Genomic DNA, 17,194 nt, shown 5'->3' with positions numbered 1-17,194 from the left:
TTCCTGTCAGCTTTAAAAACCACACAGCCCTTCATTGAAAAATACAAACATCATGACGTTTACTATTAATATGTGAACCCAAGAACAAATATTATTTTACATTTAAAAATCACCATGAACTTTCAAACAATAAACATGAACCACACTAAAATAACACATAAAAACAACCAGTTAATATAAAATAATAAAAATCACAAAAACAGATACAGAAAAAACTCATAACTTGTTTTTCATAACGATTTATAAGCAACAAAATAATTCAGAAAAGATATAGTATCTATAAGTGGTTATGAAAAACCAATTTTTTTAAAACCTGTTATCTTTCTGTTTCGCTTGATTGTGTATATACCCGTAATCATTGAAGATGCTTGATTTTATCCGAAATGGAGATCATTATCCTCGCTATGAAAATATTTATTACATCAGAACAAAAAATCAAACTTGAGCGTCTTCACGACACAACTCGTGATGGTCAAGTACGAGACAGAATAAAAGCTATCCTTCTGACTTCTGAAGGGTGGAGTTCTGTGATGATAGCCCAAGCATTGCGACTCCATCAGACCACCGTTGACCGCCATATCGGTGATTACCTCAATCGGTCGCGGTAGGAATAGCCGTTGCCGCAGCCCCTGCTTTATTCGCTTCAGTTGTGTTTGACATCGTTTTCGTTGGGTTTTGCGCATCACCGCATCCTTGCCCGTGTGTAGTCGTCCTATATAATGCGTCAATCCCAGAAAATCAAACGTCCCCGGCTTGCCCCTCTCCGGTCGCTCCTCATATTGCTTTAACGCAAAGCGACCAAACCGTACCAGCCGGGTTTTCGCTGGGTGTACCTTCAGCCCAAACTGCATCAGTCGTCGTTGTAGCAGGGATTGGCACGCCAGAGCATCCTGATGTTTCTGGAAGCCCAGGACTGGTCGAGTCGCCCCGGGGAACCTCCCCCCAAGGCGCTCACGGAACCGGACGTGAACGTCTCCGCTCATCCGGCTCTTCCCATTGAAGCCTGCCCCCATAGTAGCGGCCAGTGGGCAAATAACCTCGTTTCACTCCGCGCAACACGCGCCAGCCAGTGACTGGCCCGTCGCCGGTGGCCCCGAAGTCGCTTATGTTTACGGGTCAGCCATAACACGAGTTTGCGATCGATTTGCCTCAGCGTTGGATACAGGGCCGATTTATAAAAAGCACCGTAATAATTTATCCAGCCTCTGATTTTCGCATTGAACATATGCGCCAGATCGTACAAGGACTTGTCACTGCGATTTTGCAGACCCCAACTCCTCACCTCCTGACGGATTGCTTTCCCTGCTCTGGCACTCATCCCCGGACTGAAGTTAACGAAGGTCTTACCCCAGCGATTCTTCGACAAACGGGGCCGGAATGTATAGCCCAGAAAGTCGAAGCGCGTCTCTGCGTAATTCCCCCGTCGATCGGCATCTTTACAGTAAACCATCCGGGTCTTCTGCGGATGCAACTCCAGCCCACATTGCGCGAACCGCTGGCCTGCTTTACTTATCAGTGCTTCGGCCTGCGACTGACTGTGACAGTGGCATACAACATCATCGGCATACCTTTCAAAGGGGACGCCGGGAAACTGACGTTTCATCCACATATCAAAGGCATAATGCAGGAACAGATTCGAGATCAGAGGTGAAATCACGCCGCCCTGCGGCGTCCCCCTGTTCCGTACCTGCACCCTTCCATCCGGCATTTGCACCGGCGCCTTCAGCCAGCGTTCGATATACATCACCAACCAGCGTTCCTGTGTGTGATGCCGCACTGCTTTCAGTAACAGGGCATGATCAATATTATCAAAGAACCCTTTGATATCGATTTCCACAACCCAGTCAAACTGCCAGCAGCGTGTTCTCGCCTGCGCAATCGCCTGGTGAGCAGATTTCCCCGGCCGGTAGCCATACGAGTCGGCATGGAACAGAGGTTCCAGTACAGGCTCAAGTACCTGTTTAACGACCATCTGGGCGATTCTGTCCGACACGGCAGGAATACCGAGCGGACGCACACCACCATCAGCTTTGGGGATCTCCACACGCCTTACCGCCTGCGGCATATAACTGCCCGAAGCCAGTCTGTTCCATAGCTTGTAGAGATTGTCTGCAACATTCTCGTCAAACCCGGCCAGTGTCTGTCCGTCAATACCTGCCGCACCACGGTTAGCTTTCACTCGTTTATACGCATCCCACACCTGTCGCTTACTCACAGGAAATGGCTTTGCCGATTTTACAGCAGTCCTCCCACCGGCTTTATCGCCCGTGGTTGCTGTCGTGCCATCAGCACAATGGGGCAAGCCCTTTGCTCCAGACCCATTACGGTCCTTCAACGCTACTACGGCTTGCTCCGCCCCTGTACCCCGCATTGGTACTCTGGCGCTCATGGGACCTCCACTTGCGTTTCTCCCTTCTCATCGGGGTGACAGGTTCCCACGTTCCCCACAAGAGCCTGAATCGACTTCACGCCGCCTTTATGCCGGATGCCGCGCAGGCAGTAAACAGGTCGCCTCCTGCGCTTATCCCACAGGAACGACTCCACCATGGTTTTGACATCATCTATACGCTTTCGACACATCATCAACGGTTCACTTTCGTTCGTCTCTTCGATCCCTACCTGATCGGATCATGCCCGACCTTTTCCCATCTCGCTCACCACCACGTCTCTTAAACGCAGCAGCAGTGGGGGGTTTGAAGCCATTTCCTGTAAAACGGCTTCGAGGGGCCTGCCCTCATCTCTTGTGTTGCATAGCTGCACGGGGACTTACGTCCCCGGTGCATGCCTTCGTGGCACACCATCATCGGCGTATCGGATCATCACCACCTCTCCTTGCACCCGCTTTCGCCATGCGTTGAGCCAGAGATCAAAGCTGTAGTGCAGATAGATATTCGCCAGCAGTGGCGATATGACAGCACCTTGCGGCGTGCCACAATGCGACTTCTGTCGGTGACCGTGTTCATCAACTATCCCCACCGTAACCCACTGCCTGATTAATCGCACCATCCAACCGTCCCTTATCCTGAGCTGAATAAACCGGATGAGCCAGTCATGTTCCACGGTATCGAAGAACCGACTGATGTCCAGATCCAGCACCCAATTGACTTTCCTCTCCATAACGGCCACATTCAACGCGTCCAGAGCATCGTGCTGCCCTCTGCCCGGTCTGAACCCATACGAGAAGCCGAGAAAATCGGTCTCGTAGATTTGATTTAAGACCGTGACAGCCGCTTGCTGCACGATTTTGTCCTCCAGACACAGGATACTCATGGCCTTTCTGTCCCGTCTTCTTTCAGGATCATCACCTGCCTTGCCGGCTGGGGCCTGTATTGCCCCCGATGAAGTCTGCCGTGGAGCGCATGGAGGTTGTTTTGCAGATTTTCTGCCTAGTTTTCCCATGTGATACCCTCGCAGCCCGGGGCAGACTGACGTTTAAGTTGCTGAAAACTCTGACATAAAAGTTCTTCACTGATGTGATGAAAAAGGTGAGTAAACTGTTGTTTCCTATCCCTCTTTGCTGCTTTTCGCACAGCCAGCAGGCGTAACGTCGTATTTCCCCGGCTCTGTGTCCGGATACGGGCGCACTGTTGGCTGTTCCCCTTGGTCGGGAGCCTTCCCTCCATCAATTCCGCCACATTGTTCTCTGTTTTGTTCACTGATTTCTCCGGTACTATACTCCCGTCCGACTTCCTGAACTCCCTAAGGCTTCTGCTTTGACACTTAGACCTTATCGTCCCAACTGCTCACGATGGGAAACCGTTCAGGATCTCCCAGGTTCCGTGCGACGAACTTCCTCACATGCACAGGGTCTCCGACTCCGGGAGGTATGATCAGGTTTCGCCAATACAACCTGACCATTGTGGGTTTCTGCTTACCTTAACTGCATCACCACCTCCGATTTACCGATTTCGTGGCTCAATACCTGGCCTGTGAGTGCCTTCGCTAACACTTCACGACAGGAGTTACCCACAGTCGCGCATAGCTAAAGGACCGAGCGAGTGGCTAGCTCTTACCCGGAAAGGACTTTCACCCTCTGTTCTATCGCCAGCTTGTCTGGCGTACTAATGTTCCGTTGAACTCACCTTGTGTTGTCAGATAACCACAAAATGGGATGTTAACGGAAAGGATTCTCAGGTTAGAGCGTTTTGCTCTCAATCCCCTTGCGGTTGGGTTGGATGCGGGCTATTTTACGGCCCCGGTTTGTTATCTGACGGAACAGTTAGGCATGACGCCCATTATCGGTTATCGCCGCCCAAACAAGGGACCGAACACCTTTCAGAAGAAACACTTCACCTATGACAGGCAGCAAGATTGCTATGTCTGCCCGCAGAGCAAAAACCTGATTTATACCACAACCGACCGTCAGGGATACCGGCATTATCAAGCGCCGGCGACTCTCTGCCAGAGCTGTCCGCAGCGTGATGCCTGCACTCACGCGAAAGGCGGAAAAATGCTAACCCGCCATGTCTGGGAGGCCAGTAAAGAGCAGGCCAGAGAAAACCGATTAACCCCGTGGGGGAAGAAGCTCTATAAGCGAAGAAAGGAGACGATAGAGCGTAGTTTTGCGGATGCGAAGCAGCATCACGGGCACCGCTATGCCCGTTTTCGTGGGTTGCAGAAAGTGCAAATACAGTGTCTCCTGGCGGCAACAGCCCAAAATATCAAGAAGATAGCTTTGCTGGTCGCAATGCTGTGTTGTTTTTATCTCTGGAGAGCGAGTATTTTATTGCAGGAGAAGCGAAAATAGCGCCCTGGCGGAGGATTAAACCGGGTTAATGAGGAAAATGGATGGCATTATGATTCATAATGAAAGGAACAAACCTCGTTAAAAATAACGAGGTTTGTCAGCGGTCTGGATGAGAAGATTTTATCTTCTCATCATTTATAACGGTGTCCAGTTTTATTTGACCGTTGCAAACTGCCAACAATTGTGAACAAAATCGGGAGTCAACCCCCTGATTGAAGGGGAGCCTATATGCACCAATGTACGTTCTATATCTTCTTTTAGTAAACGGATCACCTCACTGACGCCTTGTTCACCAGTCGCTGCAAGGCCATACAATACCGCCCTTCCCAGCAACACCATATTTGCTCCCAGAGCCAACGCTTTAACGATATCAGATCCTCGACGGAAGCCACTATCGATCAAGACAGGTTGATACATCGCCTGTACCGTGGCACTTAACGTTTCCATTGGGGAAAGTGTGCCATCAAGCTGTCTCCCACCGTGATTGGACAGGATCACACCATCAGCTCCCAGTTCAATACATTTTTTAGCTTCCTCTGGTCGGACAAGCCCTTTCACCAAGAGCTTATGTGGCCATAAAGCTCGCAACTGTTCCAAGCTTTGCCAGTTAAAGCTAGCATCCATTTGTCGACTCATTACTGCGACCTGAACATCTACGCCTATGTTCTCCGTCATGACGAAATTCGCCAATTGAGGCATTCCGTTACATAAAAAGCGCAGCAACCAGCTTGGATGAAGGCAGCCGTCAAGCAGCACGGCGGGACGATAGCGCAAAGGCAGACAGAACTGGTTACGTATATCCCGTTCCCGATAGCCATTAACCGCAACATCAACGGTAATTACCAAAGTGGTGTAATCAGAGGCCAACGCCCGCTTCACCATTTGTTCTGCCAGTTCGGGACATACTACATAAAGCTGGAACCATTTTTCTCCGTCACACTGTCTAGCCACATCTTCAATTGTCATGTTCGCCGCACTGGAGAGTATAAAAGGAATGTTCTCTTTCGCTGCCACCCGGGCAAGAATCAAATCGCCATTTGGCCGAAAAGTGGCATTAAGCCCAGTAGGAGCAATAGCAAAAGGTGCTGACCATACCTTATTAAACAAAGTACATGAAATATCCCTTTTACTGACGTCAATTAATCGATGGGGTATAAAACGCCAGCGATCAAAAATCTGCTGATTATAGCGTAGCCCTTTTTCATCCTCCGCACCGCCCTCTAGGTAGTCAAAAATTATCTTTGGTAATTTTTTCTTCGCCAAAGTGCGGTAATCCGCCACGTTAAGTAATTTGTTGCTCATCTGATTTCTGTGCAAGGTAGTCATGTTCAGTCTGTTCAACCCGCTGCCATGTATTAAAAGATTCACTTTATGCTGTTTAAGCTGCGTCAAAGTGGGCGGTTCAGGTTCCCCCACCCAGCAATTTATGGATCAAATTGAAACGATATGCCCTTCTTTATCAGTGACAATACTGGCTGGCTTACCTTCATTCATTTATTCCCTCTGGGTTAATAATGCTACGGACAAGAAACAGCTCTTCTCATCTCATGAGTTTTTCCTCCGATCGGCAATAAAGCAGGACAATCGACGCACCCCCTCTTCAATCAGGTCAGATTCAACATAGCTGAAAGAAAGTCTGAGTACATTGTTGTAACGATCTGAATTGGAAAATATCGCCGTTGGAACTACAATCACGCCAAACTCAGCAGCACAACGCTCAATATCCTGCATAGTCAGGTTGAAAGGTAGACTCAAGTTGAGAAAAAAGCCGCCATTAGGCATATTCCATGAGATAGTGGAGTCTTTTTCAGCAAAGAAACACGTTAGGCTGTGTAGTAATCGATCCCGCTTTGCTCGATAGTGTTCACTGATATTCTGCGTGATTTGCTTTAATGAACAATTATTTTCCAGCAGAAATCCTCCCACAATAGCCTGAGTGATTTGCCCGGTATTTACGGAAATAAAGCTTTTCACTCGGGTCATATCATTAATCAGTGGTACAGCCAGCTCCCCCCGTTTTACGTGAGCCCGGCAAATCAAATAACCAATACGCACCGCTGGACATAATGTTTTGGCAAAAGTACCGATATGAATAACCACTGCTTCGTTATCCAAGGCAAGCAGCGTCGGTTGTTGATGATGCGTATAATCAAACAGACGGTAAGGGCTATCTTCTAAAATAAACAATTCTCGTGCATAACAAAAAACCAGTAATTCTTTTCTCCGTGCCAAAGACATGGTTCTGCCACAAGGATTAGAAAAATCAGGAATAGTGTAGATGGCACGTGCACGCTTTCCTGATGCAGCGATGCTATTGATGCTGTACTCCAATGCAGAGATAATCGGTCCCTCGCTATCGCACTCAACATACACCACGTCAATGCCTTTGATTCTGGCCGCACCGGTAATACCAATATAAGCTGGATCTGTCACCAGTAATACATCATGCGCTGGAGAGAACAGCGTATCAAGGCAGATAACCATCCCTTCCTGAGCACCATTAGTGACCAAAATCTCTTCCGGCTCCAGCGTAATTCCCTCATCAAGATATAGCTGCTTAGCGATCAATGGATTAATAATGCCGCGCGTATCGCCATACTGTCCAAGCAAGTTACCAATCTCTTGATGGCTTTTATTACGCGCTCCGGCCAGATAGTGGGAAAACAGCGCAATATACTGCGACCATTTTTCCGGCCGAGCATTAATCTCTGAGGGACGACCAGAGGCAAACGAAATCGCATTAGGATATCGCTCTATGACTTCATTGAGAAAACACATCGTGTTCAGGTCAGCGTGCTCCTGAAAAGCCAAGTCGCTTGCTTCTATTGCCAGAGGCATAAGTGTCTCCTGTTACTGTTATTAAATTTGTTGTGTCTTTTCCAACTGCCGGAACAAGTTGTTTATATTCTCTTCTTCAAATCCTTCACCATGCCTCTCAAGAAACTCAAACATCATTCCTGACTCACTGTCACGTTTGGTGAAAATCTGTTTCAAGTTACCCCCCCTAATAATCTGCGTGGAAAATTCAATGCCGTTTTCCTCTAATTCGGCTACGACTTCTTCCAAGTTCTCCACCTCAAAAGCAACATGCTGAACACCAGGCCCATACTGTTCAACGTACTGTGTCACCTGAGACTGCGATTCTGTGCCCTGTAATAGCACCAACGTATAGCCATTTCCTTGTAAAATTGCGGATTCCATCGCGGTGGTTACACCCTTTGTTACTCGACGTTCCACAAGGGTAAAACCAAGCATCTCCACATACATGCTCAACGCTTTATCCAGTGACACAACTGCAATAGCCAGGTGGTCAATCTTTTTATATTTCTTCGCTATCCCTGTGAGGGAAATGTGATTTTCGGTCATAATCTTTATCAGAAAGTTAAAGTTAAAGTAATCTATTCCCATGCTTAGTATCTCTGGGAACATCCAATTTAAAACGCCGAGCATCCCCTCTTAACTACTAGGAGGATCAAACGCATCAACATCTGATAGCAATGTTTCAAGTTGTACAGCAAATTGCCACAACTCCCGTGAAAAAACAGGCCATTAACACCACGAGAAACGGAATACCGGATTCAGTTGCTACAAGCAATCGTTCATGTATTAGCTGTTGTTTTTTCTGCAATATACTAGCAATCGCTAGGGAGCATCTTGCTAGTTCATCGAACGTAATATTCTGTTCTTTATCCCAGCTTTTTGTCAGAAACCGATAAGTAAGCTTATTAATATGAATATCACAGCATCAGATAAGTACACTGGCCAAAGTACCCCTGAATTGAGCATAAATACCTTTCCAAAATTAGCTTATACCGCACCTGAAAAACTGAAATATACACTACACCAAACAATGGTTATTTTTCCCTAACTCTGTCTCTTTTTTGCCAACTACTCCACAAGAAATACTTATAGATGGTAGATTCGACTAATAAGTGCGTAACGCTGCAACTGCTCTGGGAAGAATATGGTGAGCGTAACCCTGGCGGATTTTACAGTTATAACCATTACTGCCGCCTTTACCGTGATTGGCTGAAAACAACCTCACCATCAATGCGTCAGGTTCATAAAGCAGGTAAAAAACTCTTTGTTGAGCAGAAGTGGAGGTTCAGGTCGTTGAACGCTGAATCATGGCACGTATCCGGCATGAGACCTTCTACAGTCTTGCTTCACTGAATCAACGTATCAGAGAATTACTGGAAAGATTGAACAATAAGGTGATGAAAAAAATGGGCTACTCACGTGCCGAACTCTTCATCCAGATCGATAAGCCAGCACTGAAACCCCTCCCGATTATGGCTCACTGTCCCAATTGTCATGGGTTCTATGGTGCCAGTTCAATGGAGCGTTTGCCAACAGAACAAGCCATCAAACACACTATCCAGAAATTTAAAGAAATTAATCGGGGTTAGTGAGAGTTATACTTAAGCTATGTGGAAACTTAGTACTACAGCCGTAATATCTGTTACGTTATGATGACGCATTGTTTTCTTTTCCTCAAAATACGGGAAGGTGCCCAATATGCCATCCTAGCAGTCCGCAACAACTCAGTCTCACTTGTCTCCGGGGCTTACTCAACGATGTTAATGAAAAAATGGTTGGCAACTGGCTGGACAGAAGCCCCCAGATGGCATTCAATACTTTCTTGAGCGTGCTGATCGAGGCAAAAGCAACCCTCAATATTCTACGTCAGTGAGTGCTGATGCCGGGCAAAGTGCACGGTGACGACATCCCGGTACCACATCAGGCCCTGGGAAGGGGAAAAATCGACCCGATGAGTATCGACAATATCGAATACCCTGTCGGTGATAATTTATGCCTTTAAACCGGAAAACCATCCAAAAATTTTCCGGTTTCATTTGACAAAGCTATTTTATCTCGTTTTTCGAAGTTCTACGACGATATTCACCACTCGCTTTTTCATGCAGAGTAAACAACATCGGTAATAGAGAACTCAACGCCTCTAGGCTATGCCCGAGCTGACACAAACTCTCTGGCGTAAATTCATGGATGTTATTACTGGCAAACGACAACATTGAGTCACCAAGAAAAGTTACACCATGACACATGCCCATAGTATTTTCTTTGGATGATTCAATTAACTGACACAGTACAGTATCGCTAATACATGAAAAATCCAGTGATGCAATCGCATCCGACATGCCAGACCATAGGATATTCACATCAGATATATCACCGTCGTCGGGAGTATCAGGGACGCTACTGTGCATAATATTGCTTCCCAATTGATTTAGAAAAAATTAAAACCAAAGAAAAGTCTGTAAGCAAGGTATGTGCTTCGGTTTCTACATTAGATTGCGCGTTAAATGTATAACGCTTTGAGTATGAGGATATGTTACTATTCATATTAGCCATAGCATTAGCTCTTATAATGTTGTGGTTAGGCGCTCTGATTGTGTTACAGCACTTTCAGAGCGTTGTTTTTATGGTTCCTATAACTGTCACAATATTCTTTCTCTTGGAGATAAATATCTCTTCCTTCTTTTCTGGTAACGGGAAGGCCAAATTTCATCAGGCTTCTGTCCCAATGCATTTGCAATAATTGTTTCACCTTTACACCAAGGTCTTTGCAAGGCATTAGATAACGTTGACGATGCCAGCCCTGCTTCTCTAGAAATAGCTGCCAATGATGTTCCCTTTTTTCTTAAAGCAGCGATAATATCTGCTGGGTGCCAATCTTTTTTCTCCACAATAATTCTCCAATCGGGTATAACTATCTAATAATACTGTAAAACGACGAGTAACATTCTTTGCTTTAAACTCTGTTAGTAGTACGTTTTACTTCAATCTATATTTCAATTACTCTAACCAATTGTCAGTGCAAATAATCTTTGGGAAATTATTCGCTGGAACACAAGTATTGATCCAAATTTGAAAATTGTAAAGCAAATTAGGACCAAAAATTCCCTGATTTAAAAATATTATCTTTAGGGAATAATTTTTATTAAAAATCAACCAATTGAATGAAAATTGAGAAAATGAAAAACAAAAAAGCATCAGACGCTTCTTTTAGTGATGAAGAAAAAGAAGGTTTTATCAGTAGGTTATTACAACTTGTAGGGCAAAGAAACATTAGGACTGCCGCCAAAGATTGGGGCTTGCCTTACTCAACTCTCAATAACTACATCAACAAAGGAACAAGCCCATCATTAAAATATATGCAAATTGTTGCTAATAAGGAAAATGTAAGCTTAGATTGGCTTGCTAATGGGGATAAAAATTTCAAATTTGAAACACCAGATGCACACTATAATGATATTGAGTTACGACATTCCTGGAACTTGGTTTTTAACTCCTTAAATCTATGCGAAGTAGATAAGCTTATAAAATTAATTCATCGTAAAGGTATTGAAGGGCTATTAACAATGGCTCATGAAAAGCAAGATATCAAGGATGTCATTGATAAGCTTCATATTAGATCAAGCTTGAAACAAGCAATCAAAATGGCTCTTGCTGGGGATGAATCAACAGATAAAGAAATTTTACGCTGTATCACTACACTTGTAAGTCAAGAAACAAACAAAAATTAAATACAATCTAAAAACGAGGCATATTGGAACAAAGAGAAGAGCTAGAGTGGATGTGGATACTGAAACAACTGAACAGATTAAATTACTTGGCCCCAAAACCTATCACTACTCAATAAAGGGAGTGATTGGATGGAGCACTATCGATATAACAGAGAAATCAGCACTCAATAACAACAGGGCGCTTTGTTAACGTACCAGAACGCTCAGCCAGCTCGAAAGCAGCTTTGGCACGGCGCATGCCCTCGATTTTGCGCTCTCTTATGGACATTTGCTTAAGTTCAGAAACTTGGCGTTTTGATTGCATAACCTCTCCCCATCTCACCTAAATTGATGATAATTTCATATGGTACACCAACATTAGGCTGCTGTAAAATTCGGTCATAAAAACTCTTAAGCTTTCGCGTTTCCGCCATAGCAAAATATGCCTTAGCATCATAAAATTGATAGTGCAGACCGATAATCTCGCTAAATGCTTTACCCAACCTCATCAAGCCCTGATACCCAAGCTTACTGAAAATAGCATCTGGTGGTGGAGGTGCGTAGAAATCACCACTGTCAAAATTCTCTAGACGGTCAAACTTAACATCATAGCAACGCTCAGGGATGGAAAAACCGACCTCTTCCGAGCGCATCTGGAGGTATTCAACATCAGATATTTCAACAGCGGAAAAAATCATCACAAAATCATGATCTTCTACAGAAAAATCAAACCGGTGATACTGGATTTCTCCAACAGTAGCCTCAATAAATCCTGTCTGATGAAAAGTTGGCATTAGCTTATTATAGGTAGACGAAGAAATGAATATTGTTATCTTACAGCAATCTATACGTATTAACAAAAGCTCATAATAAACATGAAGCTGAATAGCAAACTAAAAATATCGACAGGTTAAAAATACAACTACTAACTTTTCGTTTAATAAGCGTTATACACAGTTACACCGCTGATATTGGTTCGCCTCCCCAGCTCACCAACCGCTTTCATTCACCCGACCCTTTGTGGGGTCAGGTGAATGAGCTCTATCAGCCGTGCAAATGTGCATAACACACAACTCGTTTTACAATTCACACCATAGACGCCGCTCAGACTTTTAGCTAACCTAACCAGAAAATAATCATATTATTTATCTGAACATTGTTTCAACAAGAGACTACCCAATGACTAACCATAATGACATACAACGTACAATGCGCGCTCAGATTCGGGGAGCAAAAGCTGCCAGGATTTATCGTAATTTACGCCAGCGTTTACGTACTTGGGATGAACATTGTGTTGCCAAAGCCCACAAATACAATCTCCCTAGCTGGATGGGACATATGCCCATTTATTTACTTGTTAGCAGTATAGTAGTCACTTTGCTGGCAGGAGTACTAATGGCAATAGGAGTTATTGTGCTGATCTTTGGACTACTACTGGGATTTTCACTAGCTAAAGATAACAAGCAAGATACTACCTACAGTGAATCTCTAAAAGCTAAGTATCGAAATGGTTCAGAAGGTTATGGTTTTTACTCCAACGGCAGCAAACTAGATGATTAAAAACAGTGAAATAAATTATCTATGCCACTGTTTAATATAATCATATAAACTATTTCATGATTTTGTTTGACACCGACTCTCCCATTCTGGCACCACTAGATTGAGCTTCAGAAGTCCCATGTCGCAACGCTGTGTTTTCTAATGCACCACCAACTCTGATACCCGCCCACGACAACGCTCCCATCCACAATGCCGGCAGCACAATAAACATCGCTCCCATCACAAAACTCATAATGATATCGTCTGTGCTATTCTGAAAACCAGCCATATTCCAGCGGCTGTGCGTATCCGAACCATACAATGCCTCCAGTAACCAGCTGTCCAACCAGCGTGCCAATTCCCACCAGAAGGTCAAAAAATTCAGCGCAAACACAATAAAAGTCAGCGTAACGACCGTTTTATATTCGTAGACAGCAAATACGATAATCAGGGGCAATATGATAGTCACCGCCATCAGTATAACAGCCTGTACCATTGGTAATGCCTGGCGCATTGCATCAAACGCCGGAAATGCCGCCAGACTCCCCAACGACACCCCGCCCAATGAGGCTATCCGGCCCACCGAATTCATCAGGGTAAAATCCGCGTTACCGCCGTAACCGGCATAGACATGTCCCCCTTGAGATGCGGTCAAGCTTTCCGGGCTCACCAGACGCCGTATCACCGCTTCTTTGTATTCTGACGTCTCTTTGCCCATCAGTTTCAATGCCGCAGATAGCCGAAACCACATGCTTGGTTCAACCTGCGCCATGATCCGTTTTTCCAATCCTACTTGACTGTCTGACCACCATTCTTTGCAGGTCGGATATCCCCCCTGTCCCGTATTAGCAAAACCATCATCACGGTGCGGTTTCCAGGGAAAATCCGAACGAGGCGTTTTTGACTGAAGTACATCATAATAACCCGCACTATTCAGAAACGTTTTTGACCCTAACCATTCAATATCCCGTAATACCACTTCATCCAGGGTTCTTCCCTCGTCCCGGCGTTTCCACTGATACAATGCCAGCGCATAACAGCCATGGGTGAAATCCTGTAATATCTGAGCCAGTGCCGGATTATTAATCCGCGTATGCTGGACCTCAAAACGCAGTTGCCTCAAGTCGGGACTGCAGGGAAGAGAAGCTATTGCAGCCTGAGTGACCCCTTTGGAAATCTGATGAACCAGTATCCACCAAACCGGAGCCGCCGCCGTTTTACCGTCAAGCGACGATATCACGGACGCATAACCCGTTTCAGCCGGTTTCGGTGTCCAAGTACCACAACTTTTTGCCCGCGAGTCATCATACGTAATGGTACTCAGACTCACATTGACCAACGGCACACAGCAAGCAATCATGACCAGAAAAGCGCCATACAAAGTGTTTTCAATCCGGGTTACTGAGAGCATGCCCTTATTCCCTTCATCCTCCCCTTCTTCCCGGACTTTCAGCCAGATACCTATCATTTTGAATGTCAACGGCAGCACAAATAACCCGGTGGCCAGCAGCACATTCCACAAGCCGTTATTCACTATCCAGCCCAGCAGGGTCAGAAAATATTCCAGATAGCTGTAAGTTGTCATGACTGATCTCCGGAGACGAAGAACATGGCATACTCACAAAACCCCACAAATCCCAGCGAAATGAGTGCAATCCGTTTCAGAGCCGCTTTCTGTGTTAACGGCAATGGGGATCGCCAAAGCTGCCACATGAAACAGGCAATAACACTGTACATGGCCAATCGCCAAGCCAGCCAGCCGTAACGGGTCGTGTACATCCAATGTTGTAAGGCATTGAACTGAGACGGATACGCCAAGCCAACTGCGGCAACAAGTAACATGCCCCCCATCATCAACGTGACGATTAACCCCCGCCTGAAATGCCGTTTCAGTCCCATTATCAACCTCTGTTTAGTGCCAGTAGGTACCCGGATTTTACTTTGCTCAGACATCATTATTGCCCTTCACGCCCTTTCGGCGGCACGGACAAGGTGTGAATACGACTGTCGGTATTATCGGTGGATTGCCGTTGCAGATTCATTTCAACTCGATTTTGTTCGCGCTCAAGCGTGGTCAGGGCGGTATTTTGTGCAATCGCCCGGCGCAACTCCATTTCATTCTTCAGGGCAGTAATTTCTCTGTCCAGTGTCGCAATGCGACGATCACTCTCTGCCATCGCCTGCGCCTGAGCGGCGGCATTCGGTTCTGCCTGGCCGGTCATCAACATTCGTCGCATAGTGAGCGCAGTCTCAACGGTGTCGGCCATCGCCAACTCACTGGCCAACCGACTCACCAAAGCCCCACTGTCCGGATCACGTTTCAGAGCCTGGATAACCCCGCGAGTCACCATCAAGCTACCTGTTTTGAGTTTTGCCAGATTGACTATGGTAGGCGCATTTTCCCCGCTGACCAGTTTCATCAATTGCTCAATGTTGGTCCTGGTAGCCTCTTCCAGCATCGGTGCAAACCCCGTCCCAGCGACACTTGCACCCGGCTGGTCTTTGGTATCCCCACTGGTACACTGACGACTGTCAGTACAGGTACGAACCGAACGATCACCTAACACCTTGACGACCGCGTCTGCGGCTTCTTCACTGTTCTTGAATTTCTGGCAAGCAGCGCCATTACATTGTGTGCGGTTGACATTGGCATGGCTATTCGCCGGCAGGTTGTTCATCATATTGAAGCCGGCTTTTGCCAGATCCCGGATGGGCTGAATCGCTTTCTGCCCTTTTCCTCCCCGTTTTTCACCCCCAATCCAATTTGAACCTTGTGTACCGTCCGCAACCTCCATTTTTTGTGTCGTGCCAACCGCATCACCATTACCGGTATTCACCAACGTTTTATATTCCTCCATCAACGCCGCTTTAGTCCATTTACTGCTATCCGAGAAATCCATCATACGCTGTGACATGTTCTGGCAACTCAGTTGTGATTTGTCGAACGCAATACCTGCCTGTAACACCCCGTTGGTCAGCATTTCATATAATCCCGGATTAGCACGCTGGATAACCATTGCGGGTAAACTAGCTACGGCCCCAGTAGCCCCTTGTATCACTTCCCCCATCAGGTTTTTAAACCCCGAAGTCAGGCCATTAAGCTGATTCCCTACCGTCGTTTTCAAATCAAAGTTACCGCACATCAGGTCACTGCTCCAACCGAGGTTTAATCCGCCCAGATGTTGCAGATGACTGCGGGTCGCCGGCTGCGATATCACTGATCCGCCACCTATGTTGTAAAACAACTTATCCGATACCGCCCCATTCAGGCTTTTCCCGTAACCTATCGGGCTGTCCGCAATGGCAAAACCTGCCGCCCGAACAACAGGAACAGTCATAAACGCCAGTGCTATCAATACAGGCAAAAATAATCGTTGTCTCATCCCATGATCCCAGTCTCAAAAATCGGTACTGTAAAGAAAAGTCTGTCCACGCCGCTGACAACAACTGTAGGGTTGCCACAATGCAAAGACATAATTCCCGTCCTTGGCCGCTTCCCCGCTGTTATCCGGAAAAACAGCACAAGAGGTGCTCATTTTCGGCGCTATACGTTGCCATTGATGATTTTGGTTAACCGTATTCTCAACGACTTCGCCCGGTGGCCAGTAACCCTGTTTGTGGTTCCCTTGCAAGGATTGATAAACATGCCCCTGTCCAGTACGGGTGATAATGTCTGCTACCCGTTGCGCTACCACCGCAGCCGCTTTATTATCATCCTGTTGTGTCACAAACCCGCTTCGCGGATAAACATTGCCCCACATATTGCCCCGAAACGAATTACCCAGTTCACGTTTGCCTGGAATAAGCGCTTCGGGATAAAACGACTCTGGCACACCGGTCCGCCAAACCAGGCTGTCCAGCGTACTCAAAAAGTAAGGCATAAAAGGCGTGGCGGCACTTTTACACGCATACCCCGAAATTTTTCCGCCCATCATGGCAGTTGCCGGATGCCCAATCGCATCGGCATATTTAAAATGCAGATTGTTTTTTCGGTTGCCTGGGATTTTCAGCTGATGATTACCGCCCCCCACGGCTATCCCGGAAAGTGCTCTCGTTACGGCATTTTCCACGCCGTCAACAGTCTGGCTGACCAGAGACATTTCTCTCCAGGGATTACCGCCAGGCGCGTTATAGACGGAGACCACGGCCTGAGGAATAAAATGCGCAACTTTTATCGAGGTACGCACTTTACACCCCCAGGGAGAACACAGCAGCCAGTAACAGAGACCTTTTATCCGCCAACTGATGCACGATACCGACGCGGCACTGGACACAATCTGAGCCGTATTCACACTAGCAACGGCCACTGGCGCCAAAACAACCGTTAGTATCAGGACCATACCGAACTTTTTCAGCCGGGAATGCCATGTTAATGACGGTA

General features: G+C 46.3%; 16 protein-coding genes and 4 pseudogenes. 6 read left to right on the top strand and 14 right to left on the bottom strand.

The window, feature by feature from the left end; all coding sequences use genetic code 11:
* Nucleotides 1-404: 404 nt before the first annotated feature.
* Nucleotides 405-605: pseudogene (locus tag PluTT01m_RS05690) on the top strand (helix-turn-helix domain-containing protein); the annotation flags it as partial.
* A 374-nt stretch (nucleotides 606-979) separates the two neighbouring features.
* Here PluTT01m_RS05690 and ltrA read toward each other — a convergent pair.
* From ltrA to PluTT01m_RS05670, 3 genes are all read right to left on the bottom strand, one after another.
* Nucleotides 980-2,389 carry a group II intron reverse transcriptase/maturase gene (gene ltrA / locus PluTT01m_RS05685; RefSeq protein ID WP_011145454.1) on the bottom strand — a complete coding sequence of 470 codons (1,410 nt, stop codon included), beginning with the start codon at nucleotides 2,387-2,389 and terminating at the stop codon, nucleotides 980-982.
* Between the two features lie 377 nt (nucleotides 2,390-2,766).
* Nucleotides 2,767-3,270, bottom strand: a complete 504-nt coding sequence (locus PluTT01m_RS05675; RefSeq protein WP_202926618.1) for a reverse transcriptase domain-containing protein — start codon at nucleotides 3,268-3,270, stop codon at nucleotides 2,767-2,769.
* Nucleotides 3,271-3,386: 116 nt separating this feature from the next.
* Complete coding sequence (locus PluTT01m_RS05670) at nucleotides 3,387-3,656, bottom strand: hypothetical protein (RefSeq protein ID WP_049789751.1); 270 nt, start codon at nucleotides 3,654-3,656, stop codon at nucleotides 3,387-3,389.
* 476 nt (nucleotides 3,657-4,132) lie between these two features.
* On the opposite strand from PluTT01m_RS05670, the pseudogene PluTT01m_RS05665 reads away from it, so the two are divergent.
* A pseudogene (locus PluTT01m_RS05665) lies at nucleotides 4,133-4,747 on the top strand (transposase); the annotation flags it as partial.
* A 153-nt stretch (nucleotides 4,748-4,900) separates the two neighbouring features.
* Here the strand turns inward: PluTT01m_RS05665 and PluTT01m_RS05660 are convergent.
* From PluTT01m_RS05660 to PluTT01m_RS05650, 3 genes are all read right to left on the bottom strand, one after another.
* Nucleotides 4,901-6,049: an alpha-hydroxy-acid oxidizing protein gene (locus tag PluTT01m_RS05660; protein WP_011145452.1), complete on the bottom strand. Its 1,149-nt coding sequence runs from the start codon at nucleotides 6,047-6,049 to the stop codon at nucleotides 4,901-4,903.
* A 243-nt stretch (nucleotides 6,050-6,292) separates the two neighbouring features.
* Complete coding sequence (locus PluTT01m_RS05655; protein ID WP_011145451.1) at nucleotides 6,293-7,585, bottom strand: aminotransferase-like domain-containing protein; 1,293 nt, start codon at nucleotides 7,583-7,585, stop codon at nucleotides 6,293-6,295.
* 21 nt (nucleotides 7,586-7,606) lie between these two features.
* On the bottom strand, nucleotides 7,607-8,113 hold the full coding sequence (locus tag PluTT01m_RS05650; RefSeq protein ID WP_071824160.1) for a VOC family protein: 507 nt from the start codon (nucleotides 8,111-8,113) through the stop codon (nucleotides 7,607-7,609).
* Between the two features lie 561 nt (nucleotides 8,114-8,674).
* Here PluTT01m_RS05650 and PluTT01m_RS05640 point away from each other — a divergent pair.
* Together PluTT01m_RS05640 and PluTT01m_RS05635 are read left to right on the top strand one after the other, a co-directional pair.
* Nucleotides 8,675-9,036, top strand: a pseudogene (locus PluTT01m_RS05640) (IS21 family transposase); the annotation flags it as partial.
* Nucleotides 9,037-9,156: pseudogene (locus tag PluTT01m_RS05635) on the top strand (phosphoenolpyruvate hydrolase family protein); the annotation flags it as partial.
* Nucleotides 9,157-9,612: 456 nt separating this feature from the next.
* Here PluTT01m_RS05635 and PluTT01m_RS05630 read toward each other — a convergent pair.
* The gene (locus PluTT01m_RS05630; protein ID WP_011145448.1) at nucleotides 9,613-9,975 is read right to left on the bottom strand and encodes a hypothetical protein; all 363 of its coding nucleotides are present in this window, start codon (nucleotides 9,973-9,975) and stop codon (nucleotides 9,613-9,615) included.
* A 231-nt stretch (nucleotides 9,976-10,206) separates the two neighbouring features.
* On the bottom strand, nucleotides 10,207-10,461 hold the full coding sequence (locus PluTT01m_RS05625) for a helix-turn-helix domain-containing protein (RefSeq protein ID WP_041379958.1): 255 nt from the start codon (nucleotides 10,459-10,461) through the stop codon (nucleotides 10,207-10,209).
* A 282-nt stretch (nucleotides 10,462-10,743) separates the two neighbouring features.
* Here PluTT01m_RS05625 and PluTT01m_RS05620 point away from each other — a divergent pair, with 282 nt between their 5' ends.
* Nucleotides 10,744-11,295, top strand: coding sequence for a helix-turn-helix domain-containing protein (locus PluTT01m_RS05620; RefSeq protein ID WP_125043740.1), 552 nt, complete (start codon nucleotides 10,744-10,746; stop codon nucleotides 11,293-11,295).
* A 157-nt stretch (nucleotides 11,296-11,452) separates the two neighbouring features.
* Here the strand turns inward: PluTT01m_RS05620 and PluTT01m_RS26830 are convergent, their stop codons facing one another.
* Nucleotides 11,453-11,599 (bottom strand): hypothetical protein, encoded by a 147-nt coding sequence (locus PluTT01m_RS26830; RefSeq protein ID WP_157866898.1) that lies wholly within the window; start codon nucleotides 11,597-11,599, stop codon nucleotides 11,453-11,455.
* Entirely contained in the window at nucleotides 11,574-12,068 is a 495-nt protein-coding gene (locus tag PluTT01m_RS05615) for a hypothetical protein (RefSeq protein ID WP_011145443.1), read from the bottom strand. The genes PluTT01m_RS26830 and PluTT01m_RS05615 overlap by 26 nt, the downstream gene beginning before the upstream one ends.
* 385 nt (nucleotides 12,069-12,453) lie before the next feature.
* Here PluTT01m_RS05615 and PluTT01m_RS05610 point away from each other — a divergent pair, with 385 nt between their 5' ends.
* Entirely contained in the window at nucleotides 12,454-12,834 is a 381-nt protein-coding gene (locus PluTT01m_RS05610; protein ID WP_011145442.1) for a hypothetical protein, read from the top strand.
* A gap of 49 nt (nucleotides 12,835-12,883) precedes the next feature.
* Here the strand turns inward: PluTT01m_RS05610 and PluTT01m_RS05605 are convergent, their stop codons facing one another.
* From PluTT01m_RS05605 to PluTT01m_RS05590, 4 genes are read right to left on the bottom strand one after another with little or no spacing between them, the layout of a single operon-like run.
* Entirely contained in the window at nucleotides 12,884-14,398 is a 1,515-nt protein-coding gene (locus tag PluTT01m_RS05605) for a conjugal transfer protein TraG N-terminal domain-containing protein (RefSeq protein WP_011145441.1), read from the bottom strand.
* Entirely contained in the window at nucleotides 14,395-14,766 is a 372-nt protein-coding gene (locus tag PluTT01m_RS05600) for a hypothetical protein (RefSeq protein WP_049789748.1), read from the bottom strand. Before PluTT01m_RS05600 ends, PluTT01m_RS05605 begins: the two co-directional genes overlap by 4 nt.
* 2 nt (nucleotides 14,767-14,768) lie before the next feature.
* Complete coding sequence (locus tag PluTT01m_RS05595; RefSeq protein WP_228956945.1) at nucleotides 14,769-16,151, bottom strand: integrating conjugative element protein; 1,383 nt, start codon at nucleotides 16,149-16,151, stop codon at nucleotides 14,769-14,771.
* Between the two features lie 60 nt (nucleotides 16,152-16,211).
* Nucleotides 16,212-17,153 (bottom strand): TIGR03756 family integrating conjugative element protein, encoded by a 942-nt coding sequence (locus PluTT01m_RS05590; RefSeq protein WP_228956942.1) that lies wholly within the window; start codon nucleotides 17,151-17,153, stop codon nucleotides 16,212-16,214.
* Nucleotides 17,154-17,194: the final 41 nt, after the last annotated feature.

It is taken from the genome of Photorhabdus laumondii subsp. laumondii (assembly GCF_003343245.1).
Taxonomy (GTDB): Bacteria; Pseudomonadota; Gammaproteobacteria; order Enterobacterales; family Enterobacteriaceae; genus Photorhabdus; species Photorhabdus laumondii.
The sequence above is the reverse complement of the archived record's forward strand: the minus strand, read 5'-3'. Positions and strand labels throughout refer to the sequence as shown.